A 23,870-nucleotide genomic window follows, 5' to 3' on the forward strand; every position below is an offset into this window, starting at 1 on the left:
GGGGGTGGTTGAGTCGGCCGAGTACGACGAAGCTGCTCCGCGTATCCGAGAGTATCTGGAGCGGTTCGAGCGGGCGGTCGCGCAGGTGCGTCTCACACACGGTGATCGCCCGGTGGACGAGGTCCGGCTTGCTCTCGCCGAGGCGTTCGCGTCGGAGTGCCTGGTCGTGTGGAGCGAGGTGACAGACGACGCGGCTCGCCGTATCGCCGAGGCGGGGAGTGGTGAGTCCTTCGGATGATGTGCTTGCGCTTCTCGATGAGGCGTGGGACGACGAGGTCGGGTTTCTCGGGAAGCTTCGGGCGGGGGAGTTCGATGCCGAGGCCGGGGCCGCTTACGTGGCATTGTTCGCCCGCATTCCGCCAGTTGGAGAGACTGTGGATTCCCGGCTCGTCCAACTCATCTGGTTTGCGCCCATGTTCATCGAGTGGCAGTCGGAGCGTGCTGGGGGCGGGGCCGAGTTGAGTCGGATCTCCACGCAGGTTCAGGAGGCCGTTGCGGAAATCCTTGGGATGCCGTAGTCGGGTTCAGCCCAGGGGGAGGGCGTCCGTGTAGCCGTTCGTAGGACGGTGGATCTTCTTCAAGGTGCGGGCGGTCAGGGCTACTTCGGCTGATGCGGTGCCGAGGGTGCCGTGGGGGTGCCAGACGCCTGTCACCGTGACCCAGGTGTCCGGCTTCGGGGGTGGGGTGCCGTAGACGCGGACCTTCACCGACTGGGCGTCCGCTGCGCAGCAGTTGATGATGAGGCGGGTCAGGTACCAGCCGCCGCCCCGGCCCGCGGGGGTCGCGAAGCCTGTCATCCGTACGGTGCGGATGCGGATCGCCTTCGTGTGGTCCTCGCGTACGCGGTCCGTGAAGTCGCCCAGGGTGAGGGGGAGGGGGGACGTGGTGGGGAGGGGGTCGAAGTCCTGGGGCTGGGTGGTGGTGGACTTCGGGGCTTCCCGGGCCGCCGTGTACGCGCCGAGTGCGGGTGGGGCCCAGAGGGCGAGGCTGAGAATGGGGAGGAACAGGAGCCAGGCGGTGCGGGGTGGGAGGTGGTTGTCGTCGTGGCGTGTGCGGCGGTACCACGACCATGCCTCCGCCAGCCCGAGCGTCAGGAGTACGGCGCCGGAGGCGATCAGCAGCGGGCGCATGCCTGCCTTGACGTAGCGCAGATACAGGTCGGAGAAGAGCGAGACCCGCAGCAGCGCGAGGCCGCCGAGGGCGAGCAACGCCGCCTGTACGGGACGCTTCACAGCAGGACCCCTCCGATCGCCGCGCTGCACACGGTTGCCACGAGCGCGGTCGCGGCGGAGAACCGTACGGCGAAGGCCCGCCCGAAGGTCCCCGCCTGCAGGGCGATCAGCTTCAGGTCGACCATGGGGCCCACCACCATGAACGTCAGCCGTGCCACCGGTGAGAACCCGGTCAGCGAGGCCGCCACGAACGCGTCCGCCTCCGAACACACCGCCAGCACGACGGCCAGCCCCGCCAGGAACGGCACCGACAGCCAGGCCGAGCCGGTGAACGCGTCGAGTACGGCGGGCGGTACGGCCACGTTGAAGGTGGCGGCGGCCAGGGCGCCCACGACGAGGAACCCACCCGCGTGCAGGAAGTCGTGCTGGAAGCCGCCCCGGAACTCCGCCCAGCGGCTGTGCCCGTGCCGGTGCCCGGTGTGCCGTACGTTCGGCCGCAGCCACTCCGCCTTACCGCGCCAGAGCCAGAGCCAGCCCATCAGGGCCGCGACGACCAGCGAGGCCAGCAGCCGGGCCAGCACCATCATGGGCCGACCGGGGAAGGCCACCGCCGTCGCGGTCAGCACGATCGGGTTCACGGCCGGGGCGGAGAGCAGGAAGGCGAACGCGGCCGCCGGTTCCACGCCGCGCCCGATCAGGCTGTTCGCCACCGGCACCGACGCGCACTCACACCCCGGCAACACCACCCCGGCGACCCCCGCCACCGGCACCGCCAGCGCGGGCCATTTCGGCAACAGCCGGGTGAACACGGACGCCGGTACGAACGCGTTGATCGCCCCCGACAGCGCCGTACCGAGCAGCATGAACGGCACGGCCTGCAAGAACACGGCCAGCGCGACGGTCCGCCACGCCTGCACGACCGGGGCGTCGCCCCACCGGCCGACGAGGAAGACCGCCGCGCCGGGTAGTAGGGCAGCGCCGAGCAGGATCAACGGCCAATACCGCAGCCAGCCCGGCGGGGCGGGAGCCGCCCGGGCATGGTCCGCCGTCTCCTGCATCCACCCACCACCCCTGCCACCCGCTACTCATCTGATCGGATCAACATAGCGACCGCGCCTCCTGGTGCCGTCTCGAGGGCTGCTGACAGGGGCCGCGGCGTACGGTGGCCGGGTGGCAAACGATGATCTGGGGCGGACCCTGCGCCGTCTGCGGCGGCTGGCATCCTTGACGCAGGAGGAGCTTGCTGCCCGCTCCGACGTGTCCGTGGACGTGATCCGCCAGTTGGAACAGGGGCGAAAGCACTCCGCCCGTCTTCCTACGCTGCACGCGCTGGCCAACGGCCTGGGCGTGGAGCTGACCACGCTGCTGGGCGATCCGCCCGCCGTCTCCTCCGGAGAGAACGACGGACCGCGATTCGTGGCGATGCGGCGCGCGGTCATGCCGGTGCTGTGGGGCCCTGAACCCGCCCCACCGACGGCGCACTTCTCCCTCGACCGGCTGCGTGAGCAGATCGCGGAGGGCTGGACGCAGTATCACTCCGCCGAGTTCGACACCGTGATGAAGGCGCTCCCGGACCTGATCTCGGACGCGCGTACGGCGACCGCCTCGGCGGACGAGGACGTGCGCGGTGGGTCCATGTGGGTGCTTCGGCCGGAGTCCGGGGCAGGGCAATGGACCTCGCGGGCTCCTGGGCGGCTCACCGTGCTGATGCCGCGCGAGCGGGTGTGTGAGGAGCCCTAGGCCGATTACCTCCCCCAAAGAGGGACCCCGGGTTTGTTCGCCCTCAGGGCGGACACCCGCCCGTTACGCCCCTGGCGGGAGACGGATGTGGACCGCATCCACCTCCTGGGGCCGGAGTATGGAGGTGTGGTCTATGACTGCCGAGAACATGTGGAGCTATGGCCCGACCGCTGGGCACACGCCGGACGCTGATCTGAGCGGGTACAAGGTCGAGGCGCTCGACGGGCACATCGGCAAGGTGGACAAGCACTCGAACGACGTGGGGGAGCAGTACATCGTCGTGGACACCGGGGTGTGGATCTTCGGTAAGGAGGTGCTGCTGCCGGCCGGGACGATCACCGGGATCGACCACGAGGAGCGCACCCTGCACGTGGCGCAGACCAAGGACCAGATCAAGGACGCGCCCGAGTTCGACAAGGACAAGCACCTGGGCGACGCGGCGTACCGGGACCAGATCAGCGGTCACTACGGCCAGTACGGCCCGGGACACTGAGCGGGACTCTCCCATGTGCAGGAGCAGGGCCCGGTGGTCCGGGGGAACGACCGCCGGGCCCTGCTCCCGTGCCCGTACTCAGCCTGACTCTGTACGAGACTTCTACAGCAATGTAGATAATGATGGTGAGCGGGGCCGTCCGGTCCCGGTCGCCGCTCGCCCCGCTGGGAGGAACCGCATCCGATGTTCGGCTTGAGTGAAATCGCCCTGCTCCTCATCGTGTTGATCGCCCTCCTCGGCGTGCGGAAGCTGCCCGGACTCGTCCGCTCCGCCGGTCAGGCCACCCGCATCTTCAAGAGCGAGTCCCGCGCCCTCCGCACCCAGGACGCCCCGGCCACGACGGGACCCGTCGTAGAGGGCACCGTCCTGCCCCGCGACGAACGGAGCTGACCCACCCGCGGCCTACGATCTATCCACGGCGGAAGGGACAGGAGCGGGCGTGGACGACCAGCGGCGTACCCGGCGACGGGGGCAGGGCGAGTTGGAGGGGCTGGTGCTCTCCGCCCTGCGCGAGGCCCGTACGCCCGCGTCCACCGGCTGGGTGCAGGAACACCTCGGCGGCGACCTCGCCTACACCACCGTCATCACCATCCTCACCCGCCTGCTCGCCAAGGGCGCCGTCACCCGCGAACGCGCGGGCCGCTCCTTCGTGTGGACCCCGGTGTCGGACCAGGCGGGCCTGGCCGCGCACCGGATGCGCAAGGTGCTCGACGGCGAGAGCGACCGTGAGGCGGTGCTGTCCCGCTTCGTCACCTCCCTGGAACCGGACGACGAGCGTCTCCTGCGGCACCTGCTGGGCGAGTCGGGCCCGGACGGAGAAGGCTGAGAGTCCATGGGCGTGTTCGTCCTGCTGCCGCTGGTGCTCCCGCTGACGGCATGGCCGGTCGCCCGGCTGGCCGAACAGCGGCTGCACCCCCGCGCCGCGACCTGGCTGCTCACCGTCACCGCCTGCGCGCTGGCCCTGTGCAGCACGCTCTGCCTGACCCTGCTCATGGTGGTCGGCACCGCCCAACTCCCCGGCAACCCACTGCCGGACGCCTGGTCGGACGACGAGGTGCGCGAGGCCGTCCCGTACGACGAGGTCGCGGGCCAGGCCGCGATCCCCGCCCTGCTCGCCGTGCTCGCGGGCTGCTCTCGTGTGCTCTGGCGGCATCTACGGGTACGGCGACGCGCCGAGCGGAGCCTCGCGGGTCTGCCCCGGCGTACGGTCGCCGTACTGCCCGACCCGGAGCCCTACGCGTACGCCCTGCCGGGGCGGGGCCGGGGGCGGGTGGTGGTGTCGACCGGCCTGCTGACCCGGTTGGCCGCACAGGAGCGGCGGGCGCTGTTCGCGCATGAGCGGGCGCATTTGGCGGGCGGGCACCACCGGTTCCTGTTGCTGGTCCAACTGGCCGCGCGGGCCAACCCGTTCCTACGTCCGTTGCGTACCGCCGTGTCGTACACCGTGGAGCGGTGGGCCGACGAGGAGGCGGCCGGGGTGGTGCGCAGTCGGCGGACGGTGGCCCGCGCCATCGGCCGGGCGGCGCTGATCTCACGGCCGCACCCCGTCCTGGCCGGGTTCGCCGCCCCGGGGCCGGTACCGCGTCGCGTGGCCGCCCTGTTGGGGCCCGCGCCCGCCGTGCATGCGTGGCCCTCGCTGTTCACGGCCGTGGGAGTGGCGGCTTGGGCAGCCGCGGCCGGGACGATGATCTCGGCGCTGTCCTCGGCCAATTCGGCGGTGACGCTCTTCCTGGTGCTGAAGGCGGCCACCCCGTTGTAGCGGTGGCCGCCCCGCGGAACTCGGCGTCTCAGAGGTCGAACTCGTGCGGCGGCAGGCCGAGGGCGAAGCACGCCTCGCGGACCACGGCCTGCTCGTCCTTGTCGAAGTCGCCGTCCGCGCCGCCGATCACGATGCCGATCTGGATGACGGCACGCGCCTCGGCGGGCTTCTTCTTCGCCTTGGCGATCTCCTGGAGCACGCTGACCTTGCCGAAGTCGTAGTCGGCGGTCAGCCTGCCGAGGTTGTCCTCGAACCGGCGCTGCAGATCCATCGCATCGAAGTTCTGCAACACCTCGTTACCGGCGATGAGTTGGGCGACCCGGCGCCGCTCGGACGGGTCCACCGTGCCGTCGGCGGCCGCCACCAGCGCGCACATCGCCATCGACGCGTCGCGGAAGGCACCGCTCTTGAGGTCGTTCTTCCGTGCCACCAGCTGCGTCTGCATGGTGGCGGCGGATTCCTTGAATCGGTCCCACAGGGCCATGATCACTCCAGATCTCGAAACGGAAGGAGCCGTGCCACTGCCCGGCCCCCAAGTGTCCCTCGTCGCAGGGAAGTTCCTCAGCCCTCGTCTTCGTCGCCCTCGAAGAAGTCGCCCACCTCGTCGACGACTTCGGCCGCGACCATGCCGCCGACCACACCGACCGCCAGTCCGGCCGCGCCCGCCGCGACAGCGGTACCCATGCCGGGGCCGGAGCCGTGGCGGCTTTCGTGGTGGACGTGATGGGGCTCGGCGTACACCGCGCCCCGGTTCTGCAGCAGTTGGCGGAACCAGCCGTCGACCAGCGTGTTCCAGTCCACGCCCGCGGTGTCGTGGGTGACCGTGAACCGGCCGAGCGTGTCATGGCCGCCGCCCAGGAAGCCGCCCCGCTTGTCCGCCTCCACCACGACCTCCATGCCACCGGAGTGGGCGAGGAAGGTCAGCTCGAACTCGCTTGCTTCGTTGGAGAATTGCGGCGCTGGGGTCAGCTCGATCTCCTGGTAGAAGGGGAGTCGCTGGCCCGTACCGCCGATGCGGCCGTACTCCAGGTCGGCCGACCTGAAGCCGAAGCCCAGCTGGCCCAACGCCTCCAGGACCGCCTCCTGGGCCGGTAGCGGACGGACGGCCAGCGGGTCCAGGTCGCCCTTGTCCCGCGCCCCGGTGACCGCCAACTCGGTACGCACGCCCAGCACGACGCCGAGCGGCTGCCCGTACAACTCGGTGACCGGGGTCTCCCACGGCAGCGGAACGTCGAACCGCACCGCGCGCTGCTCAGCCTCCCCGAGCCGGAACCCGCCGCCCACGCTGAACCGTTCGAAGACGACCGAGCCCTCGCTCTCACCATCCGCGTGCTCGGCCTCCACCCGGGCGACCAGTTCCAGCGTGATGTGGTCGACGTCGACCGAGGCGGACCCGCCCGTGAGGCGGACCTCTCCCGACAGTGTGCCGCCGGGCAGCACGGCACCGGGGTCCAGGACGGTGTCCACCGCGGGCCCTCCCACGCCGAGCGAGCCGAGCAGCCTCTTGAACACCATGTGGCGTCCACTCCCTTTCCTGCTTCTACAAGTGTGTAGAAGCATAGGCCGGGTCGGGGGCCCGGTCCACCGACGAACCGGGGTGGCACTGACGTTCCACCAGCCCGGATGCGACGATCACGGCATGCCCGAGATGAAGCCCGCCCCTTGCCGGATCGTGGTGTGCCGGGACTGCTGCTGCGGCAGTCCCAAGGTGACCGGGGTCGACCATGCCGCGCAGACCGCCCGGCTCGCCGAGTGTGCGCCCATACGAATCTCCGAGTGCCTCGACGTGTGCGACCAGGCCAATGTGATCGTCGTCCAGCCCTCCGCCGCCGGGCGCACCGCCGGGGGCCGGCCGGTGTGGCTCGGCCTCGTCAACGACCCCGACGCCACCGAGGACGTCCTCGGCTGGGTGCGGGACGGCGGACCGGGTGTCGCCCCGCTGCCGGACATCCTCGAGCTGTACGCCTTCAAGCCCCCACGTCGACCGTAACTCGCCTATGGCACAACGGAGTTGACGCACACCCCTGGTCCCCCCGCACCCCCTGGGCTACCGTCGGTAACACCTGCCGACGGCGACCGTCAGCACGTCCTCCCCGCCTCGTCGGCCTTCGTTCGTCACCCGCACCGCCGGTACCCCGTGGACGAAACTCTGACGAAAGGCAGCCATGGACCACCCCATCGCTCCCGCAGGGATCACCCGTCGCCGCGCCCTCACCGTCACCGGCGGGATGCTCGCCGGGGCCACGCTGGCCGCCCATGCCTTCCCGGCGTTCGCCGGGGAGGCGCAGGACGCGGACGCGATCGTCGTCGGACATGGCCTCGCGGGACTGGTCGCCACGGCCGAACTCGCCGCCGCCGGACGCAAGGTGCTGCTGCTGGACCAGGAACCCGAGGCGAGTCTCGGCGGGCAGGCGTTCTGGTCGTTCGGCGGGCTGTTCTTCGTCAACTCCGACGAACAGCGGCTGATGGGCGTCAAGGACACCCGCGACCTGGCCTGGCAGGACTGGCTGGGCAGCGCCGGGTTCGACCGGGGCGTGGACGATCCGGCGGGCCAGGACCACTGGGCGTACAAGTGGGCCGAGGCGTATGTGGACTTCGCGTCCGGGGAGAAGCGGTCCTGGCTCGCGGGGCTGGGTGTGCAGTGGTTCCCGATCGTCGGCTGGGCCGAGCGCGGCGGCGGCCTCGCGGACGGGCACGGCAACTCGGTGCCGCGCTTCCATGTCACCTGGGGCACCGGTCCGGCCGTGGTCGAGCCCTTCGAGAAGAAGGTGCGGGCGGCCGTGGCGGCCGGGAAGGTCTCCTTCAGATTCCGGCACCGGGTCGACGGCATCGTCACCACCGGGGGTGTCGTGACCGGCGTACGCGGTGCCGTGCTCGAACCCAGCGGCGCGGCCCGCGGCAGGCCCAGCTCCCGTACCGCGATCGGGGAGTTCGAGCTGCGGGCGCCGGTCGTGGTCGTCACCTCCGGCGGGATCGGCGCCAACCACGACCTCGTACGCCAGAACTGGCCCGCCCGGCTCGGGACGCCACCCAAGAACATGGTCACCGGGGTGCCCGCGCACGTCGACGGGCGGATGCTCGCCATCACCGAGCGAGCGGGCGGGCGGATCGTCAACCCCGACCGGATGTGGCACTACACCGAGGGGCTGCGCAACTACGACCCGATCTGGCCCGGCCATGGCATCCGCATCCTGCCCGGGCCGTCCTCCATGTGGTTCGACGCCACCGGCAAGCGCTTCGGCACCCCCGACATCCCCGGATACGACACGCTGCACACTCTCGGCTCGATCACCGCGTCCGGCCACGACTACTCATGGTTCGTGACCACACAGAAGATCATCGCCAAGGAGTTCGCGCTGTCCGGCTCGGAGCAGAACCCGGACCTCACCAACAAGAACGTCTGGCAGCTGCTGTCCCGGATCTGGCAGACGCCCGAACCGATCGAGAAGTTCAAGAAGAACGGCGCCGACTTCGTGGTCGCCACCACGCTGTCCGAGCTGGTGGCCGGGATGAACAAGCTGACCGGCGACAACCTGATCGACCTGGCCCGGCTGAAGCGGCAGATCGAGGCCCGCGACCGGGAGATGGACAACCCGTACACCAAGGACGTCCAGGTCATGGGCATCCGCAACGCCCTCTCCTACATCGGGGACTCGCTCAGCCGGACCGCCCCCGCCCACAAGATCCTCGACCCGTCGGCGGGCCCGCTGATCGCCGTACGGCTCAACGTGCTCACCCGCAAGACCCTCGGCGGGCTCCAGACCGACCTCTCCGGGCGCGTGCTGAACGCCTCCGGCGAACCGGTTCCGGGGCTTTACGCGGCCGGGGAGGTCGCGGGCTTCGGCGGCGGGGGAGTGCACGGCTACCGCTCGCTGGAGGGCACCTTCCTCGGCGGCTGCCTCTTCTCCGGACGCCAGGCGGGCCGGGCGGCCGCCGCAGCGACGGCTGTGTGAGCAGCCCACATGGTCCCGGCCGGGGCGAGCCGAAATCCCGTGGAGTCCACCTATGTGGCGTGGAATGCTCTGCGGTGACCGTCGGTGTAGGGGAAGGCTATGAACGTGTACGTACCGTCATCCGCGCGAGCTCTCGATGACGACGAGCGTGAGCTCGTGGAGCTGGCGCGCCGCACGATCGACGCGCACACCGATGCCGGGCCCGACGAGGACGGGACCCACACGATGGGCGCCGCGGTCATGGCCGCCGACCACCGGATGTTCGCCGGTGTGAACCTCTACCACTTCACCGGCGGCCCCTGCGCCGAACTCGTGGCGCTGGGGGCCGCGCGAGCTCAGGGCGCCCGCCAGATGCGCTGCATCGTCGCCGTGGGAAACCACGGGCGCGGGGTCGTCGGCCCGTGCGGGCGCGATCGGCAGGTCTTCGCGGACTACTACCCCACCATGCGCGTCATCGTGCCCACGCCCGCGGGGCTCAGGTCCGTGCTCGCCGCCGACCTGATGCCGCTGACCCAGCGATGGACCCCGGAGGGCATGCAGGAGCTCGACCCGTCGCTCTACCAGGACCCCGAGTCGGCCGGTCCGCCGGTCATCCGGTTCAACCCGCGCTATCTCGACGACGTCCGCTCCGGCGCCAAGACCAGGACCACCCGCTTCCGGGACCCCGCCCAGCTCGGACCGGCCCGGCTGGTGTTCGAGAGCGACCCCGAGGTCGTCCTGTCGGCGGAGGTGACCGACATCAGGCACTGCCTGGTCAGCGACCTCACCGACCAGGACGCCCGGGCCGAGGCGCTGACGACCGCGGCCGAACTCCGGGAAGTCCTCACGCGCCACTACCCGGAGCTGGCGGGGACGGACGAAGTCGACGTGATCACCTTCCGGACCTGAGCACCTCTGCGCCAGATCACCCGCCAGTCCCAGCTGAAGCCAAACACGGATTCGACGGCAGGGGTGAATATCTGCCGGTGTCAAGGCCCCGTAAGCGCGGTTTTTGCGTGATCACGTGGACGGGACGGGACAAGAAGCGGCGATTTGGCGGCGACTCGGGGCATCACCGACCATAGGGCTCGGCCCGGTGCCCCGGGAGGGCCGCTCACCTGGCCTTTTCCGTGAGCCAGGTCACCGCCCGTCCCCCTCTGGCCCGGTCACGGCCAGTTCCGCGAGAGGTAACCCCCAGCCATGCAGGTCACCGGGACCGCTCCGCCGTCGGCTCCGGCGACGGGCCCCCTCGGCGCCCCGGCCGAGGAGCCGGGCGGCAACGCGAACAAGCACGCCCGCCGCTTCGGGCTGCCCGTCGCCACCGCCCTGGTCATGGGCAACATCATCGGCGGAGGCATCTTCCTGCTCCCCGCCTCCGTCGCCCCCTACGGCACGGTCAGCCTGGTCGCCCTCGGCGTCCTCACGGTCGGCGCCATCGCGCTCGCCCTGGTCTTCGGCCGCCTCGCCCAGCGCGACCCGCGCACCGGCGGCCCGTACGTCTACGCCCGCGAGGCGTTCGGCGACTTCGCCGGGTTCCTCGCGGCCTGGGCGTACTGGATCACCACCTGGGTGTCCAACGCCGCGCTCGCCGTCGCCGCCGTGGGCTACCTCGACGTACTGATCCCGGTCAGCCACCACCGCTGGACCGCGTGCCTGGCCGCCCTGGTCATCCAGTGGCTGCCGGCGCTCGCCAACTTCGCGGGCACCCGCTGGGTCGGCGCCGTACAGCTGGTCTCCACCGTGCTGAAGTTCGTACCGCTGCTGCTCGTGGCGGTCGGCGGACTGTTCTTCTTCGACCCGGACAAGCTGGGCCCGTTCAACGCGGGCGGGGGCAGCCCGCTCGGGGCCATCTCCGCCTCCGCCGCGCTGCTGCTGTACTCCTACCTCGGTGTGGAGTCCGCCGCCGTCAGCGCGGGCGAGGTCCGCGATGCCCGCCGCAACGTCGGCCGGGCCACCGTGATCGGCACCGTGGGCGCCGCCGTCGTCTACCTCCTCGGTACGGTCTCCGTCTTCGGCACCGTCTCCCACAGCAGCCTGGTGAAGTCGACCGCGCCGTTCTCCGACGCCGTGAACTCGATGTTCGGCGGCACCTGGGGCGGCTGGGCCGTGGCGCTCGCCGCGCTGGTCTCGATGACCGGCTGCCTCAACGGCTGGACCCTGCTCAGCGCGCAGACCCCGTACGCCGCCGCGCGCGACGGGCTCTTCCCGGCCGCCTTCACGCGGCGCCGTCGCGGGGTGCCGACCGTCGGCGTCGGGGTCACGGTCGTCCTGTCCTCGCTGCTGACCGTCTACAACTTCATGGCGGGCTCGGCGCACGTCTTCGAGGTGCTGGTGCTGGTCACCACCTTCACGGCGACCGTCCCCTACCTGCTGGCCACGGCCGCGCAGCTCTACCACCTCGCGTCCGGCCGCCGTGACGCCGTCGACGGACGGCGACTGGTGCGCGACATGGTGATCGCCGCCGTCGCCGCGGGCTTCTCCATCTGGCTGGTCGCGGGCGCGGGCTACGCGGCGGTCTACCAGGGCGTGCTGTTCCTGTTCGTCGGCATCCTCGTCTACGCCGTGATGGCCGGACGGCGGCGCCGCTCCGAAGGCTGATCAGCCACCCGAAGCCCGGCGGCCTCCCCTGGAGACCGCCGGGCTTCGTCGTACCCGGCACCCGCACAAGCGGATCGCCTCCTACCGCTAGTGCCGGTGATCTTCGACTGCGTACGGTGGCCCACCGATGACGGGCCTCGCGGGTGGGAGTGAGCAGACGGTGCAGCCGACGTTCGTACTGGTGCATGGCGCCTTCGCCAATTCCTTCTCCTTCGCCCCGCTCCAGGCCGAGCTGGGGCTGCTCGGGCACCGCTCGGTCGCCGTCGACCTGCCCGGCCACGGGTTCGCCGCCACGTATACGCACGCCTACCAGGCACCGCAGGACCCGGAGGGACTGGCCACCGCGCCGGGTGCGATCAAGGGCGTCACCCTCGCCGACAACACCGCCCATCTGATCGGGGTGCTGGAGCGGGCCAAGGCGAACGGCCCCGTCGTCCTCGTCGCGCACAGCCGGGGCGGCGTCACGGCCACCGCCGCCGCCAACGCCCGGCCGGACCTGATCGACCGGCTGGTGTACGTCTCGGCCTGGGCCCCGGTCGCGCTGGAGGCGAGCCAGTACTACGCCGAGCCGGAGATGGCCACGGCCGACCCCGCCTCGCTCGCCCTCGCGCTGGCCGGAAACCCGGCCGAGCTGGGCCTGCTCCGCGTCAACTTCCGCACCGCCGACCCGGAAGCCCTCGCCGCGCTCAAGGCCGCCTTCCTCGCGGACGGCACCGACGACGAGTTCCTCGTCTTCCTCAACACCTTCCAGCCCGACGAGAACCTCGACGCGGGCACCGCGGCCGACCGCGCCCGGGCCGGCACCTGGGGCCGGGTACCGAAGACCTACGTCCGCCTTGCCGACGACGCGAGCATGCCCCTCGCCCTCCAGGACCGGCTGATCCGCGAGGGCGACGAGCTGACCCCGGACAACCCCTACGACGTACGCACCCTCGCGGGCAGCCATCTGAAGTGGCTGGTCGACCCGGCACCGGCGGCCCGCGTCCTCGCCCAGCTCGCCCAGTCGGCCCCGGTCACCCGCTGACCGGGAAATGCCCCTTTGCGCTTACATCCTGACCTGACCCGGTCGGCATGTCTGGACAAACCATTGACAGCGGACGGTGCAGGGACTTGTATCCCGTCCCGACGCAACAGCGCTCACCCTTCCCAGCACAGTGAGGTGCACGACAGATGGACCGCTCTTCTCGCTCGCGCTCGCGCCGACCGGTCGCCGTCGTGGCAGTGGCCGCCGCGGCAGCCCTCGCCCTCGCCGGCTGCTCCAGCGGTTCCGGCGGGAAGAAGGCGGCGGAGGGCGGATCGGGGGCACCGGCCGGGAAGGCCGACACCCCCCGGATGACGGTCGCGCTGGTCACCCACCAGTCGCCCGGCGACACCTTCTGGGACATCGTCCGCAAGGGCGCAGAGGCGGCCGCCGCCAAGGACAACATCAAGCTCGTCTACTCCGCCGACCCCAGTGCGGGAAACCAGGCCAACTTTGTGCAGAACGCCGTCGACCAGAAGGTGGACGGCATCGCGCTCACCCTGGCCAAGCCCGGCGCGATGAAGGACGTCGTCGCCAAGGCGAACGCGGCGAAGATACCCGTGGTCGGCCTCAACTCCGGGCTCAGCGACTGGAAGAAGCTCGGACTGCTCCAGTTCTTCGGGCAGGACGAGAGCGTCGCGGGCGAGGCGCTCGGCAAGAAGCTGAACGAGGTCGGCGCCAAGAAGATCGTGTGTGTGATCCACGAGCAGGGCAATGTCGGCCTCACCCAGCGCTGCGACGGCGTGAAGAAGACCTTCTCCGGCAAGACCGAGACGCTGTACGTCAACGGCACCGACCGGCCCTCCGTGCAGTCCACCATCACCGCCAAGCTGAAGCAGGACAGCTCCCTCGACCATGTCGTCACCCTCGGCGCCCCCTTCGCGCTGACCGCCGTGCAGTCCGTCGCCGAGACGGGCGGCAAGGCCAAGGTCGCCACCTTCGACCTCAACAAGGACCTCACCGGCGCCATCCAGAAGGGCACCATCGAGTTCGCCGTCGACCAGCAGCCCTACCTCCAGGGCTACTTGGCCGTCGACTCGCTGTGGCTGTACAAGAACAACGGCAACTACAGCGGGGGCGGCGAGCAGCCGGTGCTCACCGGTCCGGCCTTCGTGGACAAGTCCAACGTGGACCGGGTCGCCGAGTTCGCGGCGAAGGGCACCCGCTGATGAGTACCGCCGAGCAGACGGAACCAGCGTCCGCTCCCGTGTCCCGTCCGGCACCGGGCGCCGGGCGTCCGCTCGCGCTGCGGCTGCTGGCCCGGCCCGAAGTGGGCGTGTTCCTAGGCGCGTTGGCCGTCTTGGTCTTCTTCCTCATCGTGGCGCCCTCGCTGCGCCAGGGCGACTCGATGGCCACCGTGCTCTACCAGTGCTCCACCATTGGGCTGATGGCGCTGCCGGTCGCCCTGCTGATGATCGGCGGGGAGTTCGACCTGTCCTCCGGCGTCGCCGTCATCACCTCCGCGCTCACCGCGAGCATGCTCAGCTACCAGCTCACGGTGAACGCCTGGACCGGCGTCCTCGTCTCCCTCGTCCTCTGCCTGGCCATCGGTGCGTTCAACGGCTGGATGGTGGTGCGCACCGGGCTGCCCAGCTTCCTGGTCACCCTCGGCACCTTCCTGATCCTCCAGGGCGTCAACCTCGCCGTCACCAAACTGGTCACCGGCAATGTCGCCACCGACGACATCAGTGACATGGACGGCTTCGGTCAGGCCAAGGCGGTCTTCGCGTCCTCGGTCGACATCGGGGGCGTCCAGGTGAAGATCACCGTCTTCTACTGGCTGGCCTTCGCCGCGCTCGCCACCTGGGTGCTGCTGCGCACCAAGTACGGCAACTGGATCTTCGCGGTCGGCGGCAGCAAGGAGAGCGCCCGCGCGGTCGGTGTCCGGGTCGACTTCACCAAGATCACGCTGTTCATGCTGGTCAGCTTCGGCGCGTGGTTCGTCGGCATGCACAACCTGTTCGCGTTCAACACCGTGCAGTCCGGCGAGGGCGTCGGCCAGGAACTGATCTACATCGCGGCCGCGGTGATCGGCGGCTGTCTGCTCACCGGCGGCTCGGGGTCCGCGATCGGGCCGGTCTTCGGCGCGTTCATGTTCGGCATGGTCAACCAAGGCATCGTCTTCGCGGGCTGGAACCCCGACTGGTTCAAGGCGTTCCTCGGCGTGATGCTGCTCGGCGCCGTCCTGATCAATCTGTGGGTCCAGCGCACAGCGACCCGGAGGTGAGTGAGATGACCGACCAACAGAGCGCCCCGCTGGTGGAGTTGCGCGACGCGGGCAAGTCGTACGGCAATGTACGCGCCCTGCACGACGTCGACCTGACCGTGCACGCCGGACGGGTCACCTGCGTCCTCGGCGACAACGGCGCGGGCAAGTCCACTCTGATCAAAATCATCTCGGGGCTGCACCGGCACACCGAGGGCGAATTCCTCGTGGACGGCGAGCCGGTGAGCTTCGACAGCCCACGCGACGCCCTCACCAAGGGCATCGCCGCCGTCTATCAGGACCTCGCCACCATCCCGCTGATGCCGGTCTGGCGGAACTTCTTCCTCGGCTCCGAACTCACCAAAGGACCTTGGCCGTTGCGCCGTCTGGACATCGCCCGGATGAAGGAGACCGCCGACCGCGAACTCCGGGAGATGGGCATCGCCCTGGACGACCTGGAGCAGCCCATCGGCACTCTCTCCGGCGGCCAGCGCCAGTGCGTGGCCATCGCCCGCGCCGTGCACTTCGGCGCCCGCGTGCTCATCCTGGACGAGCCGACCGCCGCGCTCGGCGTCAAGCAGTCCGGGGTGGTCCTCAAGTACATCGCCGCCGCCCGCGAACGAGGTCTCGGCGTCATCTTCATCACCCACAACCCCCACCACGCCTACATGGTCGGCGACCACTTCAGCGTGCTCCGCCTCGGCACCCTCGAACTCAGCGCGGCCCGTGGCGACATCACCCTGGAGGACCTCACCGACCACATGGCGGGCGGCACGGAACTCACGGCGCTCAAGCAAGAGTTGGCGCAGGTGCGGGGAGTGGATGTGGCGGAGCTGCCGTGATGTCGGCTCACGGCCGGATGAGTGCCTTGAGGACTCGGCGGTCCGCCATGGCCCGGTAGGCGTCCGGCGCCTGGTCCAGGGCGAATCGGCGGTCGAAGACGCGGCCGGGGTCGATCGTGCCGTCCAGGACGTCGGGCAGCAGGTGCTCGATGTAGGCGCGGGCCGGGCTCGCTCCGCCGGTCAGGGTGATGTTGCGCCGGAACTCCGTGCGGCCGAGCGGCCCTTGCTCGTACTGGGGGACGCCGAGGCGGCTGATCGTGCCGCCGTCCAGGACCGTACCCAGGGCGGTGTCGAGGGCCTCACGGGTGCCGACCGCCTCGATCACCTTGCCGACCCCGCCGGTGAGGTCGCGGATACGGGCGACGCCCTCCGGACCGCGCTCGGCGACGACATCGGTGGCCCCGAACTCCCTGCCCAGGTCTGTCCGTTGTGGATGGCGGCCCGCGAGGACGATCCGCTCGGCACCCAGCCGCCGGGCCGCGATCACCGCGCAGAGTCCGACCGCGCCGTCTCCGATGACGAGCACCGTGTCGCCGCGTCCGACGCCCGTCGTGACCGCACCGTGGTGCCCGGTGGTCATCACGTCCGAGAGGGCCAGCAGCGAGGGCACCAGGGCGGAGTCGGCGGCCACGGGCAGCTTCACCAGGGTGCCGTCCGCGTACGGCACGCGGACCGCTTCGCCCTGGCCGCCGTCGACGCCGTCGAAGCCGTACCGGCCGCCGTCGCGGCACGAGATGTGCAGGCCCCGGACGCAGTGGTCGCAGGTGTTGTCGCAGTAGGTGAAGGGGGCGACGATCAGGTCACCCGCCTTCAGCCCGGTCACCTCCGCGCCGCTCTCCTCGACCACGCCGAGGAACTCGTGGCCCATGGGGCGGCCGGTGCCGGTGGCGGGCATCGAGGCGTACGGCCACAGGTCGCTGCCGCACACGCAGGCGGCGACGGTGCGGACCACGGCGTCGGTGGGCTTGACGATCTTCGGGTCGGGCCGGTCCTCGACGCGGACGTCTCCGGCTCCGTACATCACTGCTGCGCGCATGAGTGCTCCTGGGGAAGGGGGGAGCCCCACCTTCGCCCGGTCGGCGCCCGGGTGGCAGGGCGGGCTCTTCGGGGGTCATGACAGGGCCCCTCTCGTACGCGCCCCGCCGGGGGAGACTGAGGGAATGGCATCAGACAGCGAGAGCGCCGAACTGGGTCGCTTTCTGCGCGCCCTCCGCATTCGGACCAGCCCCCGGCACGTCGGCCTCACCGTCGGACCGGGCATCCGCCGCACCCCCGGCCTGCGCCGGGAGGAGCTGGCCACGCTCGCGGGCATCAGCATCGACTACTACGTACGCCTGGAGCGCGGCAAGGAGACCCGGCCCAGCCCCGCCGTGCTCGACTCCCTCGCGCGCGCCCTGTGCCTGGACGACCAGGAGCATCACCACCTGCGCGAACTCGCCGCGCGCGCCGCCCGTTACACCCCCGAGCCGCCGCCCGCGCCCAGCCGCTCGGTAGGCCCGCACCTCAAGCTGCTGCTCGAATCGCTGCGCCCGTACCCGGCCTACGTCATCAGCCGCAGCATGGACCTGCTCGCCTGGAACCCCGGCGGCCTCGCCCTCTACGCGGGCATCGCCGACTGGCCCGCCACGCGGCGCAACCTCGCCCGCTACTTCTTCCTGCACCCGGCGGCCCGCGACCTCTTCACCGACTGGGAGCAGCAGATCACCGGCTGCGTCTCCCGCCTGCGCGCGGTCGCCGGCACCGCCCCGGACGCCCCCGACCTCACCGGGCTCGTCGGCGAACTCCTCCTGAAAAGTCCCGAGTTCGCCGGACTCTGGGAGCGCTACGAAGTCACCCGGCGCAAACCCGCCACCAAGACGTTCCACCACCCCCAGGTCGGCACGGTCACCCTCACCTCCCAGGTCCTGCACGTCGAAGCCACCCCCGGCCAGCGCATCGGCGTCTACACCGCCGAACCCGGCACCCCCGAACACGACGCGCTCCTCCTGCTCGACATGACCGCACCCCGGCCCGCGCACACCCCGTCATGAGGGTCGGCGGCGAGGCAGGTCTTCTAAGCGGATGGCAGACGGCCTGTGCGCCCGAACCTTCAGCTGGTGCGGACCTCTGCCAGCTTCACCGGCCGGTGCTCGCGCAGCGACAGCGTGCACGCCTCCGCGATCCAGCCCGCCTCGAGCGCCTCCTCGACCGTGCAGGGGGAGGGGCGGGTACCGGCCACCAGCTCGGTGAACGCGGTGAGTTCGGCGCGGTAGGCGTCGGTGAAGCGGTCCATGAAGAAGTCGTGCGGGGTGTCGGAGGGGAAGGTGACGCCGGGCTCGGCCGAGCGGAGCGGCAGCCGGTCGTCGAGGCCGACCGCGAGGGAGTCCGCGAACCCGAGCAGCTCCATGCGTACGTCGTGACCCCGCGCGTTGTGGCGGGAGTTGGACACCACGGCGATCGTGCCGTCGTCCAGCGTGAGGACCGCGCTAGTGGTGTCCGCGTCACCCGCCTCACCGATGTACGCGGCGCCCCGGTTGCCGCCGACCGCGTACACCTCGGTCACCTCGCGGCCGGTCACCCAGCGGATCATGTCGAAGTCGTGCACCGAGCAGTCCCGGAAGATGCCGCCGGACGTGGCGACGTACGCGGCGGGCGGTGGTGCCGGGTCCAGGGTGGTGGAGCGCACCGTGTGCAGTGTGCCCAGCTCACCGGAGCGGACGGCGGCCCGCGCCGCCACGAAACCGGCGTCGAAGCGGCGGTTGAAGCCGATCTGGATCGGCACCCCGCTGTCCCGCACGGCGTCCAGCACGGCCACGCCCTCCGCGATCGTGCGGGCCACCGGCTTCTCGCAGAACACCGGCACGCCCGCCGCGACCCCGGCCCGGATCAGCGCCGGGTGGGCGTCGGTGGCGGCCGCGATCACCAGGCCGTCCACCCCGGCCGCGAGCAGCGCCTCGGGGGAGTCCGCGACCTGGGCCCCGTACCGTTCGGCGGCAGCCTTCGCCGCGTCCGCCACCGGGTCGGCGACGACGAGGGAGGTGACGGCGTCCAGCGCGGACAGGGTCTCGGCGTGGAAGGCGCCGATGCGGCCGAGGCCGAGAATTCCGATACGCATGTGCTCGAGTACTCCTCGCTCGTGCTTGTGACGGGGGCCGCGCTTCAGCTCACCGGCAGGTCGACCCACCCCCGGTCCGCCGTGGAAACCGTCATCGCGTCCAGCACACCGGCCGCGCGCACCGCGTCCGTGAGCGTGGCCCCGTGGGGCTTGCCCTCCGTGATCGAGCGGAGGAACCGGTACGCCTCGATGACCTTCAGGTCGTCGTAGCCCATCGCGTTGGCCGCGCCGGGCTGGAACGCGGCGAACTCGCCGTCGCCCGGACCGACGTACACCGTGCTCACCGGCTGGTCCTGGTACGCGCCGCCCCGGCTGACGCGGAGTTCGTTCAGCCGCCGGAAGTCCCAGAACACCGCGCCCTCGGTGCCGTGCACCTCGAAGCCGTAGTTGTTCTGCTCACCGACCGACACCCGGCACGCCTCCAGCACGCCACGGGCGCCGGAGGCGAAGCGCAGCAGGCAGCTCACGTAGTCCTCGTTCTCCACCGGCCCGCGCTCACCGGCCGCCGCGCGGGTGTGCCCGGCGGTGGCACCGGTGGGCCGGGACCGCTCCGGGACGAACACCGCCGTGTCGGCGGCCAGCGACGCGATGTCCCCGAGCAGGAAGTACGCGAGGTCGGCACCGTGCGACGCCAGGTCGCCCAGCACCCCGCTGCCGCCCCGGTCCCGCTCGTACCGCCAGGTCAGGGCACCGTCCGGGTGGGCCGCGTAGTCGCTCAGCAGCCGGACGCGGGCGTGGGTGACACGGCCGATCCCGCCGGAGACGATCAGCTCGCGGGCGGCCTCCACGGCGGGCGCGTTGCGGTAGTTGAAGCCGACCGCGCCCTGCACACCGGCCATGGCGACCGCGTCCGCGACAGCGCGGGCGTCCGCGCCGCTCAGCCCGACCGGCTTCTCGATCCAGAGGTGCTTGCCCGCCTCCGCCATGGCGACGCCGATCTCGCGGTGCAGGAAGTTCGGCGCGGTGACGCTGACGGCCTGTACGCGGGGGTCGGCGGCCACCTCGCGCCAGTCGCGGGTGGCGGTGGCGAACCCGTACTGCGCGGCCGCCTCCTCCGCCCGCCCCGGCACCTCCTCGGCGACGGTCACCAGCTCGGGGCGCAGGGGGAGCCGGGGGTAGTGGTGCGGCAGACGGGCGTACGCCTGGGTGTGCACCCGGCCCATCCAGCCGAAACCGACGACGGCGACACCCAGCGCATCCACCATGACAGCCCTTCTCCGGACCAGATCCACCTCTGCCCGGCCCACCTTTGTGCGGACAAATGCCGGGTGTCAACCCTGGTGCACGCCCCCGACCGGTGCACACCGGCGTGCGGGGGTACGGGCTCCGGGTGATCGTGGGAGGCATGGCTGCTGACCCGACGACGGAGACCGCCGCACCCCGGCCGCGGCGCGACACCCGCGAGTCCGTCCTGTTCGGCGGGGTGTACGGCGCCGTCCTGGCCAGCTCCCTGGTCGCCGCGCTCACCCAGCACGGCCACGGTTCGGCGGCCAGCCGCCGCTACGACGCCCTGTGGGTGCTGGTCACCGCGTTCGCCTCGGCCTTCGCCCACGGCTACGCCCACCATGTCGCCGAGCGCGGCCCCCGGCGCCGGGGCGAGGTGCTGCGCGTCCTCCGCGACGAGTGGCCGCTCGTCGCGGCCACCCTGCCGACCGTGTTCCTGCTGGCCGGTGCGGGCTGGGGGTGGTGGCCGCCGGGCGACGTCGAGTACCCCGCGCTCTACCTCAACATCGCCATCCTCTTCACCCTCGGCCTCATCACCGCCCGCTGGGCCGCCCGCAGCTGGCCCGCCGCGATCCTCATCGGCCTCGCGGACGCCCTCCTCGGCTTCGTGGTGGTCATCGCCAACGCCCTGATCAAATGACACGTCGGTACGGGCACCAGTGCGGGTGCGGTAGGGTTGACCTGCGTGATCGCGCGGAGCACTCCGCTGGATCACCTCGGGACGTGGCGCAGCTTGGTAGCGCACTTGACTGGGGGTCAAGGGGTCGCAGGTTCAAATCCTGTCGTCCCGACTGGAGACAGTCGCAGGTCAGGGCCGGTTTTGGAGAGATCCGAAACCGGCCCTTGATCATTTTTGGGGACCAGTCGGGCCCAGTGGCCCAACATTCTGAGCGGGCCCGATGACGGTACGCCAGGTTCGGTCCGGTACGCGGTGTCCGGTACGCGGTGGCGGTCATGTCCATGAGGCGTGGAGAAGCGCAGGGCCGGTTGGGTCGGTCCGCCCGCGCGCCGGGGGCTTCGGCTCGGCGCGTTCAGAGGGGGCGGTTGTACAACCGGCGCGCGCCGTAGGCGGATCGGGCCGTGCGCGCGCGAGCGGCCGGGCGCGACGAGTTCACCGGGTCCGGTAAGAGTCCTGCGGGTTTCCGTATTCGGCGGTCAGGCCGTACTGGTTCCTCTCCACCTGCGGAGACTGGGAGTCCAGGACGACGGAGACCGTGCCGATCACCTGATCCTGATCCCGCTCCTGCGTGGCGGACTCGAGCCGTTCCAGGTCGGCGGCCGACACGAGGGCGACGAGCGGCTTGCCGTGACGGGTCAGGACGACGTGTTCCCCGCCGTAGACAACGCGGTTGATGAGTTCCGCCAGCTCGGACCGGGCTTGCGTCACGGGGATCTCGTGGGCCATGATCCCTATCATACGCTCTGTACGTCCTGTACGTTTGAGACGGGCGCTCGGGCCCCAGGTGACGAATCGTCACATGGGGCAGGGGCGCCTCTCGCCGACCGAGAGGGAGTTGCCTTAAGTGCGGGGGAACCTGGTGCGCCTGAAGGAGGCCGACGGCCCGAATGCGCTGGTCTTCATCCATCCGGCGAGCGGATCGGCCGCATCGTTCCGGTCACTGCAGCCCCATCTCGACTCGGACTGCTCCGTCTACGCCTTCCAGGCATCCGGAATCGACCCCGACCGGCCTCGTTCCATCGAGGGAATAGCGGAGACCTACCTGGCGGAGTTCCGGAGCGCCGACCCCGACTCGGCGCCGGTCTTCGTCGGATGGTCCTTCAGCGGGCCGGTCGCCGTGGAAATGGCGCGCCTCTGCGAGAAGCAGGGTCGCGGCGCGGCCGGCGTCATCCTGCTGGACAGCGCGACCCACGAGACCCTGCGCGGGCGGACGACCGACCTGGCCACGGAGGTCGGCGGACTGTTCGGCATCGACATGTCCGGGTCCGGGGCCCGGTCGGTCGACGAACTGCTCGACGAGGCCGCCGCACTGATCGCCGCGGCGCGCGACGCCCATGGCCTGACGGGCGCGGACCTGCGCCCCTTCTGGGACATCTACACCTGGCATCAGGGCATCTTCGACGAGGGCTGGCAGGCCCGCCCGTGCGCCGCTCCGCTCCTGATGGTCCGGGCCCGGGAGGAGACCGGGTGGAACGCGGCGCCGGAGTGCCTCGGCTGGTCCGCGCTCGTGGGGCGCCCCGTCCCCGCGGTCTGGGCCCCGGGGACGCACTACTCACTGATGGACGGCGCCCGCCTTCCCGGAATCGCCCGCATCCTCGACCGCGCGGTCGGCGACTGGACGGCGGCACCGCGAAGCCGCGCGGACCACAGCGCCGACGACTGCCGCCAGATCACTCCCGTGCCGTGAAGCCGTAGACCCGGAAATTCCCATAATTCTTTCACGCCATTCATGACCAGGCCCTTTCATGCGAACCCTACGGAGGAATACGTGAGTTTTCGACCCGGCGCCCGACCCGCCGCCCAGCTTCCCCAGGCCGAGGGACGCTACGTGATTCCGCGCTTCGTCGAGCGCACCTCGCAGGGAGTTCGCGAATACGACCCCTACGCCAAGCTGTTCGAAGAGCGCATCATTTTCCTGGGTGTGCAACTGGACGACGCCTCGGCCAATGACATCATGGCCCAGCTGGTGTGCCTGGAGTCGATGGACCCGGACCGGGACATCTCTCTCTACATCAACAGCCCTGGCGGTTCTTTCACCGCGCTGACGGCCATTTACGACACCATGCAGTACGTGAAGCCCGACATCCAGACGGTGTGCCTGGGGCAGGCCGCCTCCGGTGCGGCCGTTCTCCTGGCCGCCGGCACCCCCGGAAAGCGCATGGCGCTGCCGAGCGCGCGCGTGCTGATCCACCAGCCATACACCGAGACCGGACGGGGTCAGATCTCCGACCTGGAGATCCAGGCGAACGAAATCCTCCGCATCCGAGAGCAGATGGAGGAGATGCTCGCCAAGCACTCGTCCACACCGCTGGAGACGATCCGCAAGGACATCGAGCGGGACAAGATCCTCACAGCCGAACAGGCCCTCGAATACGGCTTGGTGGACCAGGTCATCACGCCCCGCTCCAGCCATTTGCGCCCCGGCAACTGACAAGACGGAGGCAGGCGGTCAGTCCGTGATGTTCTCAGAAGGTCCACGCGTGCCGGCCCTCACCGACGCCGAGAGCCGCGTGATGGATGCCTACGTAGCCGTGCTCAGGCGCCTGAGCAGCGTCAATCCAGCCCAGACGACGGGCACTTACACGGCTCTCCGGGCGGCGCAGGCGCTCGTCTCCGAGTCGCGGGCGCTGCGTGACGCCCTTGCTCTCATGTTCGAACGGAACGAGAAGGAGATCCACGCGCGCACCATGGCGAAAGCCCTGGAGAGTCTGGAGGGAGACCGCCTTCTCCAGCGCCTCAGTCCCCCGCGGGACGGCGGTGCGCCACCCGACGCAGCCCCCTGACGGTTCCTCCCGATGTATATTCGCGCAGCAGGACTGGGCCCGCTACCGGGCCGTCCTCGAGCCCAAGGTGACCGGGCCCACCACTCGGACCGGTGCATCCGCGACCTGCCGCTCGACTTCTTCCGCGTGGGCGCGGGCCGCCAGGGCGCTGGCCGTGCGCCGGGCCGTCCGTGCGTCGACGACGGACGTGGCGTACGCGCCGCTGCGCACACGGATGAACCCGGCGGCTTCGACGGCCGACGCCCACGGCCAGACCGGCTGCAGAATTTGGCTCGACGATGCAGGGCCATCCAGTGGCCGACTCGACCTCCAGGTCCACATCGAGGA

The 23,870-nt window shown here is 70.8% G+C and carries 27 protein-coding genes, 1 tRNA gene and 1 pseudogene; 21 read left to right on the forward strand and 8 right to left on the reverse strand.

The features are described from left to right. Positions 1-4 precede the first annotated feature (4 nt). Together ACIPPM_RS04150 and ACIPPM_RS04155 are read left to right on the forward strand one after the other, a co-directional pair. Positions 5-238 carry a hypothetical protein gene (locus tag ACIPPM_RS04150; protein WP_401442678.1) on the forward strand — a complete coding sequence of 78 codons (234 nt, stop codon included), beginning with the start codon at positions 5-7 and terminating at the stop codon, positions 236-238. Then, entirely contained in the window at positions 222-518 is a 297-nt protein-coding gene (locus tag ACIPPM_RS04155; protein ID WP_401442680.1) for a hypothetical protein, read from the forward strand. The genes ACIPPM_RS04150 and ACIPPM_RS04155 overlap by 17 nt, the downstream gene beginning before the upstream one ends. 6 nt (positions 519-524) lie before the next feature. Here the strand turns inward: ACIPPM_RS04155 and ACIPPM_RS04160 are convergent, their stop codons facing one another. Together ACIPPM_RS04160 and ACIPPM_RS04165 are read right to left on the reverse strand one after the other, a co-directional pair. Continuing rightward, the gene (locus ACIPPM_RS04160; RefSeq protein WP_401442682.1) at positions 525-1,232 is read right to left on the reverse strand and encodes a TIGR03943 family putative permease subunit; all 708 of its coding nucleotides are present in this window, start codon (positions 1,230-1,232) and stop codon (positions 525-527) included. After that, a complete protein-coding gene (locus ACIPPM_RS04165; protein WP_401442684.1) occupies positions 1,229-2,230 on the reverse strand; it encodes a permease in 1,002 nt (333 codons plus the stop codon). Before ACIPPM_RS04165 ends, ACIPPM_RS04160 begins: the two co-directional genes overlap by 4 nt. 112 nt (positions 2,231-2,342) lie before the next feature. Between ACIPPM_RS04165 and ACIPPM_RS04170 the strand changes: the two are divergent. From ACIPPM_RS04170 to ACIPPM_RS04190, 5 genes and pseudogenes are all read left to right on the forward strand, one after another. Further along, a pseudogene (locus ACIPPM_RS04170) lies at positions 2,343-2,801 on the forward strand (helix-turn-helix domain-containing protein); the annotation flags it as partial. Positions 2,802-3,045: 244 nt separating this feature from the next. Continuing rightward, positions 3,046-3,405, forward strand: coding sequence for a PRC-barrel domain-containing protein (locus tag ACIPPM_RS04175; RefSeq protein WP_401442686.1), 360 nt, complete (start codon positions 3,046-3,048; stop codon positions 3,403-3,405). Between the two features lie 183 nt (positions 3,406-3,588). Next, positions 3,589-3,795: a twin-arginine translocase TatA/TatE family subunit gene (locus ACIPPM_RS04180; protein WP_401442688.1), complete on the forward strand. Its 207-nt coding sequence runs from the start codon at positions 3,589-3,591 to the stop codon at positions 3,793-3,795. A gap of 49 nt (positions 3,796-3,844) precedes the next feature. Beyond that, on the forward strand, positions 3,845-4,231 hold the full coding sequence (locus ACIPPM_RS04185) for a BlaI/MecI/CopY family transcriptional regulator (protein ID WP_393600807.1): 387 nt from the start codon (positions 3,845-3,847) through the stop codon (positions 4,229-4,231). A gap of 6 nt (positions 4,232-4,237) precedes the next feature. Beyond that, positions 4,238-5,164, forward strand: a complete 927-nt coding sequence (locus ACIPPM_RS04190; protein ID WP_401442691.1) for a M56 family metallopeptidase — start codon at positions 4,238-4,240, stop codon at positions 5,162-5,164. Positions 5,165-5,192: 28 nt separating this feature from the next. On the opposite strand, the gene ACIPPM_RS04195 is transcribed toward ACIPPM_RS04190, so the two are convergent. Together ACIPPM_RS04195 and ACIPPM_RS04200 are read right to left on the reverse strand one after the other, a co-directional pair. Next, the gene (locus ACIPPM_RS04195) at positions 5,193-5,648 is read right to left on the reverse strand and encodes a tellurite resistance TerB family protein (RefSeq protein WP_401442694.1); all 456 of its coding nucleotides are present in this window, start codon (positions 5,646-5,648) and stop codon (positions 5,193-5,195) included. Between the two features lie 77 nt (positions 5,649-5,725). Further along, a complete protein-coding gene (locus ACIPPM_RS04200) occupies positions 5,726-6,679 on the reverse strand; it encodes a sporulation protein (protein ID WP_401442696.1) in 954 nt (317 codons plus the stop codon). Between the two features lie 124 nt (positions 6,680-6,803). On the opposite strand from ACIPPM_RS04200, the gene ACIPPM_RS04205 reads away from it, so the two are divergent. The 8 genes from ACIPPM_RS04205 to ACIPPM_RS04240 all read left to right on the forward strand — a co-directional run bounded on the left by ACIPPM_RS04205 (position 6,804) and on the right by ACIPPM_RS04240 (position 15,763). After that, the gene (locus tag ACIPPM_RS04205) at positions 6,804-7,154 is read left to right on the forward strand and encodes a (2Fe-2S) ferredoxin domain-containing protein (RefSeq protein WP_401442699.1); all 351 of its coding nucleotides are present in this window, start codon (positions 6,804-6,806) and stop codon (positions 7,152-7,154) included. 175 nt (positions 7,155-7,329) lie between these two features. Next, on the forward strand, positions 7,330-9,117 hold the full coding sequence (locus ACIPPM_RS04210; RefSeq protein WP_401442701.1) for an FAD-binding dehydrogenase: 1,788 nt from the start codon (positions 7,330-7,332) through the stop codon (positions 9,115-9,117). Positions 9,118-9,216: 99 nt separating this feature from the next. Continuing rightward, the gene (locus ACIPPM_RS04215; RefSeq protein ID WP_401442704.1) at positions 9,217-10,005 is read left to right on the forward strand and encodes an ASCH domain-containing protein; all 789 of its coding nucleotides are present in this window, start codon (positions 9,217-9,219) and stop codon (positions 10,003-10,005) included. Between the two features lie 291 nt (positions 10,006-10,296). Further along, the gene (locus ACIPPM_RS04220; RefSeq protein WP_401442707.1) at positions 10,297-11,694 is read left to right on the forward strand and encodes an amino acid permease; all 1,398 of its coding nucleotides are present in this window, start codon (positions 10,297-10,299) and stop codon (positions 11,692-11,694) included. Positions 11,695-11,821: 127 nt separating this feature from the next. Then, on the forward strand, positions 11,822-12,718 hold the full coding sequence (locus tag ACIPPM_RS04225) for an alpha/beta fold hydrolase (protein ID WP_401442709.1): 897 nt from the start codon (positions 11,822-11,824) through the stop codon (positions 12,716-12,718). A gap of 146 nt (positions 12,719-12,864) precedes the next feature. After that, positions 12,865-13,884: a sugar ABC transporter substrate-binding protein gene (locus tag ACIPPM_RS04230; protein ID WP_401442712.1), complete on the forward strand. Its 1,020-nt coding sequence runs from the start codon at positions 12,865-12,867 to the stop codon at positions 13,882-13,884. Next, positions 13,884-14,942 carry an ABC transporter permease gene (locus ACIPPM_RS04235; protein WP_401442715.1) on the forward strand — a complete coding sequence of 353 codons (1,059 nt, stop codon included), beginning with the start codon at positions 13,884-13,886 and terminating at the stop codon, positions 14,940-14,942. The genes ACIPPM_RS04230 and ACIPPM_RS04235 overlap by 1 nt, the downstream gene beginning before the upstream one ends. A gap of 5 nt (positions 14,943-14,947) precedes the next feature. Continuing rightward, entirely contained in the window at positions 14,948-15,763 is an 816-nt protein-coding gene (locus ACIPPM_RS04240) for an ATP-binding cassette domain-containing protein (protein WP_401442718.1), read from the forward strand. A gap of 7 nt (positions 15,764-15,770) precedes the next feature. Here ACIPPM_RS04240 and ACIPPM_RS04245 read toward each other — a convergent pair whose 3' ends face one another. Then, entirely contained in the window at positions 15,771-16,799 is a 1,029-nt protein-coding gene (locus ACIPPM_RS04245) for a zinc-binding dehydrogenase (protein WP_401442720.1), read from the reverse strand. A 124-nt stretch (positions 16,800-16,923) separates the two neighbouring features. On the opposite strand from ACIPPM_RS04245, the gene ACIPPM_RS04250 reads away from it, so the two are divergent. Further along, complete coding sequence (locus ACIPPM_RS04250) at positions 16,924-17,793, forward strand: helix-turn-helix transcriptional regulator (protein WP_401442723.1); 870 nt, start codon at positions 16,924-16,926, stop codon at positions 17,791-17,793. A 59-nt stretch (positions 17,794-17,852) separates the two neighbouring features. Here the strand turns inward: ACIPPM_RS04250 and ACIPPM_RS04255 are convergent, their stop codons facing one another. Then, entirely contained in the window at positions 17,853-18,857 is a 1,005-nt protein-coding gene (locus tag ACIPPM_RS04255) for a Gfo/Idh/MocA family oxidoreductase (protein WP_401442726.1), read from the reverse strand. A gap of 44 nt (positions 18,858-18,901) precedes the next feature. Next, on the reverse strand, positions 18,902-20,062 hold the full coding sequence (locus ACIPPM_RS04260; protein WP_401442728.1) for a Gfo/Idh/MocA family protein: 1,161 nt from the start codon (positions 20,060-20,062) through the stop codon (positions 18,902-18,904). A gap of 140 nt (positions 20,063-20,202) precedes the next feature. Between ACIPPM_RS04260 and ACIPPM_RS04265 the strand changes: the two genes are divergently transcribed. Further along, the gene (locus ACIPPM_RS04265; protein ID WP_401442730.1) at positions 20,203-20,721 is read left to right on the forward strand and encodes a hypothetical protein; all 519 of its coding nucleotides are present in this window, start codon (positions 20,203-20,205) and stop codon (positions 20,719-20,721) included. Between the two features lie 77 nt (positions 20,722-20,798). Beyond that, a tRNA-Pro gene (locus tag ACIPPM_RS04270) sits at positions 20,799-20,872 on the forward strand. A gap of 320 nt (positions 20,873-21,192) precedes the next feature. Here ACIPPM_RS04270 and ACIPPM_RS04275 read toward each other — a convergent pair. After that, on the reverse strand, positions 21,193-21,486 hold the full coding sequence (locus ACIPPM_RS04275) for a type II toxin-antitoxin system Phd/YefM family antitoxin (RefSeq protein ID WP_401442733.1): 294 nt from the start codon (positions 21,484-21,486) through the stop codon (positions 21,193-21,195). A gap of 118 nt (positions 21,487-21,604) precedes the next feature. Between ACIPPM_RS04275 and ACIPPM_RS04280 the strand changes: the two genes are divergently transcribed. The 3 genes from ACIPPM_RS04280 to ACIPPM_RS04290 all read left to right on the forward strand — a co-directional run bounded on the left by ACIPPM_RS04280 (position 21,605) and on the right by ACIPPM_RS04290 (position 23,543). Then, entirely contained in the window at positions 21,605-22,447 is an 843-nt protein-coding gene (locus ACIPPM_RS04280; protein WP_401442736.1) for a thioesterase domain-containing protein, read from the forward strand. Between the two features lie 81 nt (positions 22,448-22,528). Then, the gene (locus ACIPPM_RS04285) at positions 22,529-23,191 is read left to right on the forward strand and encodes an ATP-dependent Clp protease proteolytic subunit (protein ID WP_401442739.1); all 663 of its coding nucleotides are present in this window, start codon (positions 22,529-22,531) and stop codon (positions 23,189-23,191) included. A gap of 49 nt (positions 23,192-23,240) precedes the next feature. Beyond that, complete coding sequence (locus tag ACIPPM_RS04290; RefSeq protein ID WP_401442742.1) at positions 23,241-23,543, forward strand: hypothetical protein; 303 nt, start codon at positions 23,241-23,243, stop codon at positions 23,541-23,543. Positions 23,544-23,870 lie beyond the last annotated feature (327 nt).

Source organism: Streptomyces sp. NPDC090119, assembly GCF_044747085.1.
Classification (GTDB): domain Bacteria; phylum Actinomycetota; class Actinomycetes; order Streptomycetales; family Streptomycetaceae; genus Streptomyces.

Coding starts and splice junctions, on each gene's coding strand:
- ACIPPM_RS04260 (WP_401442728.1), bottom strand. CDS start 20,062: ATGGTGGATGCGCTGGGTGTCGCCGTCGTCGGTTTCGGCTGGATGGGC.
- ACIPPM_RS04200 (WP_401442696.1), bottom strand. CDS start 6,679: ATGGTGTTCAAGAGGCTGCTCGGCTCGCTCGGCGTGGGAGGGCCCGCG.
- ACIPPM_RS04180 (WP_401442688.1), top strand. CDS start 3,589: ATGTTCGGCTTGAGTGAAATCGCCCTGCTCCTCATCGTGTTGATCGCC.
- ACIPPM_RS04240 (WP_401442718.1), top strand. CDS start 14,948: ATGACCGACCAACAGAGCGCCCCGCTGGTGGAGTTGCGCGACGCGGGC.
- ACIPPM_RS04265 (WP_401442730.1), top strand. CDS start 20,203: ATGGCTGCTGACCCGACGACGGAGACCGCCGCACCCCGGCCGCGGCGC.
- ACIPPM_RS04165 (WP_401442684.1), bottom strand. CDS start 2,230: ATGCAGGAGACGGCGGACCATGCCCGGGCGGCTCCCGCCCCGCCGGGC.
- ACIPPM_RS04215 (WP_401442704.1), top strand. CDS start 9,217: ATGAACGTGTACGTACCGTCATCCGCGCGAGCTCTCGATGACGACGAG.
- ACIPPM_RS04175 (WP_401442686.1), top strand. CDS start 3,046: ATGACTGCCGAGAACATGTGGAGCTATGGCCCGACCGCTGGGCACACG.
- ACIPPM_RS04210 (WP_401442701.1), top strand. CDS start 7,330: ATGGACCACCCCATCGCTCCCGCAGGGATCACCCGTCGCCGCGCCCTC.
- ACIPPM_RS04220 (WP_401442707.1), top strand. CDS start 10,297: ATGCAGGTCACCGGGACCGCTCCGCCGTCGGCTCCGGCGACGGGCCCC.
- ACIPPM_RS04250 (WP_401442723.1), top strand. CDS start 16,924: ATGGCATCAGACAGCGAGAGCGCCGAACTGGGTCGCTTTCTGCGCGCC.
- ACIPPM_RS04225 (WP_401442709.1), top strand. CDS start 11,822: ATGACGGGCCTCGCGGGTGGGAGTGAGCAGACGGTGCAGCCGACGTTC.
- ACIPPM_RS04245 (WP_401442720.1), bottom strand. CDS start 16,799: ATGCGCGCAGCAGTGATGTACGGAGCCGGAGACGTCCGCGTCGAGGAC.
- ACIPPM_RS04235 (WP_401442715.1), top strand. CDS start 13,884: ATGAGTACCGCCGAGCAGACGGAACCAGCGTCCGCTCCCGTGTCCCGT.
- ACIPPM_RS04230 (WP_401442712.1), top strand. CDS start 12,865: ATGGACCGCTCTTCTCGCTCGCGCTCGCGCCGACCGGTCGCCGTCGTG.
- ACIPPM_RS04275 (WP_401442733.1), bottom strand. CDS start 21,486: ATGGCCCACGAGATCCCCGTGACGCAAGCCCGGTCCGAGCTGGCGGAA.
- ACIPPM_RS04255 (WP_401442726.1), bottom strand. CDS start 18,857: ATGCGTATCGGAATTCTCGGCCTCGGCCGCATCGGCGCCTTCCACGCC.
- ACIPPM_RS04205 (WP_401442699.1), top strand. CDS start 6,804: ATGCCCGAGATGAAGCCCGCCCCTTGCCGGATCGTGGTGTGCCGGGAC.
- ACIPPM_RS04190 (WP_401442691.1), top strand. CDS start 4,238: ATGGGCGTGTTCGTCCTGCTGCCGCTGGTGCTCCCGCTGACGGCATGG.
- ACIPPM_RS04195 (WP_401442694.1), bottom strand. CDS start 5,648: ATGGCCCTGTGGGACCGATTCAAGGAATCCGCCGCCACCATGCAGACG.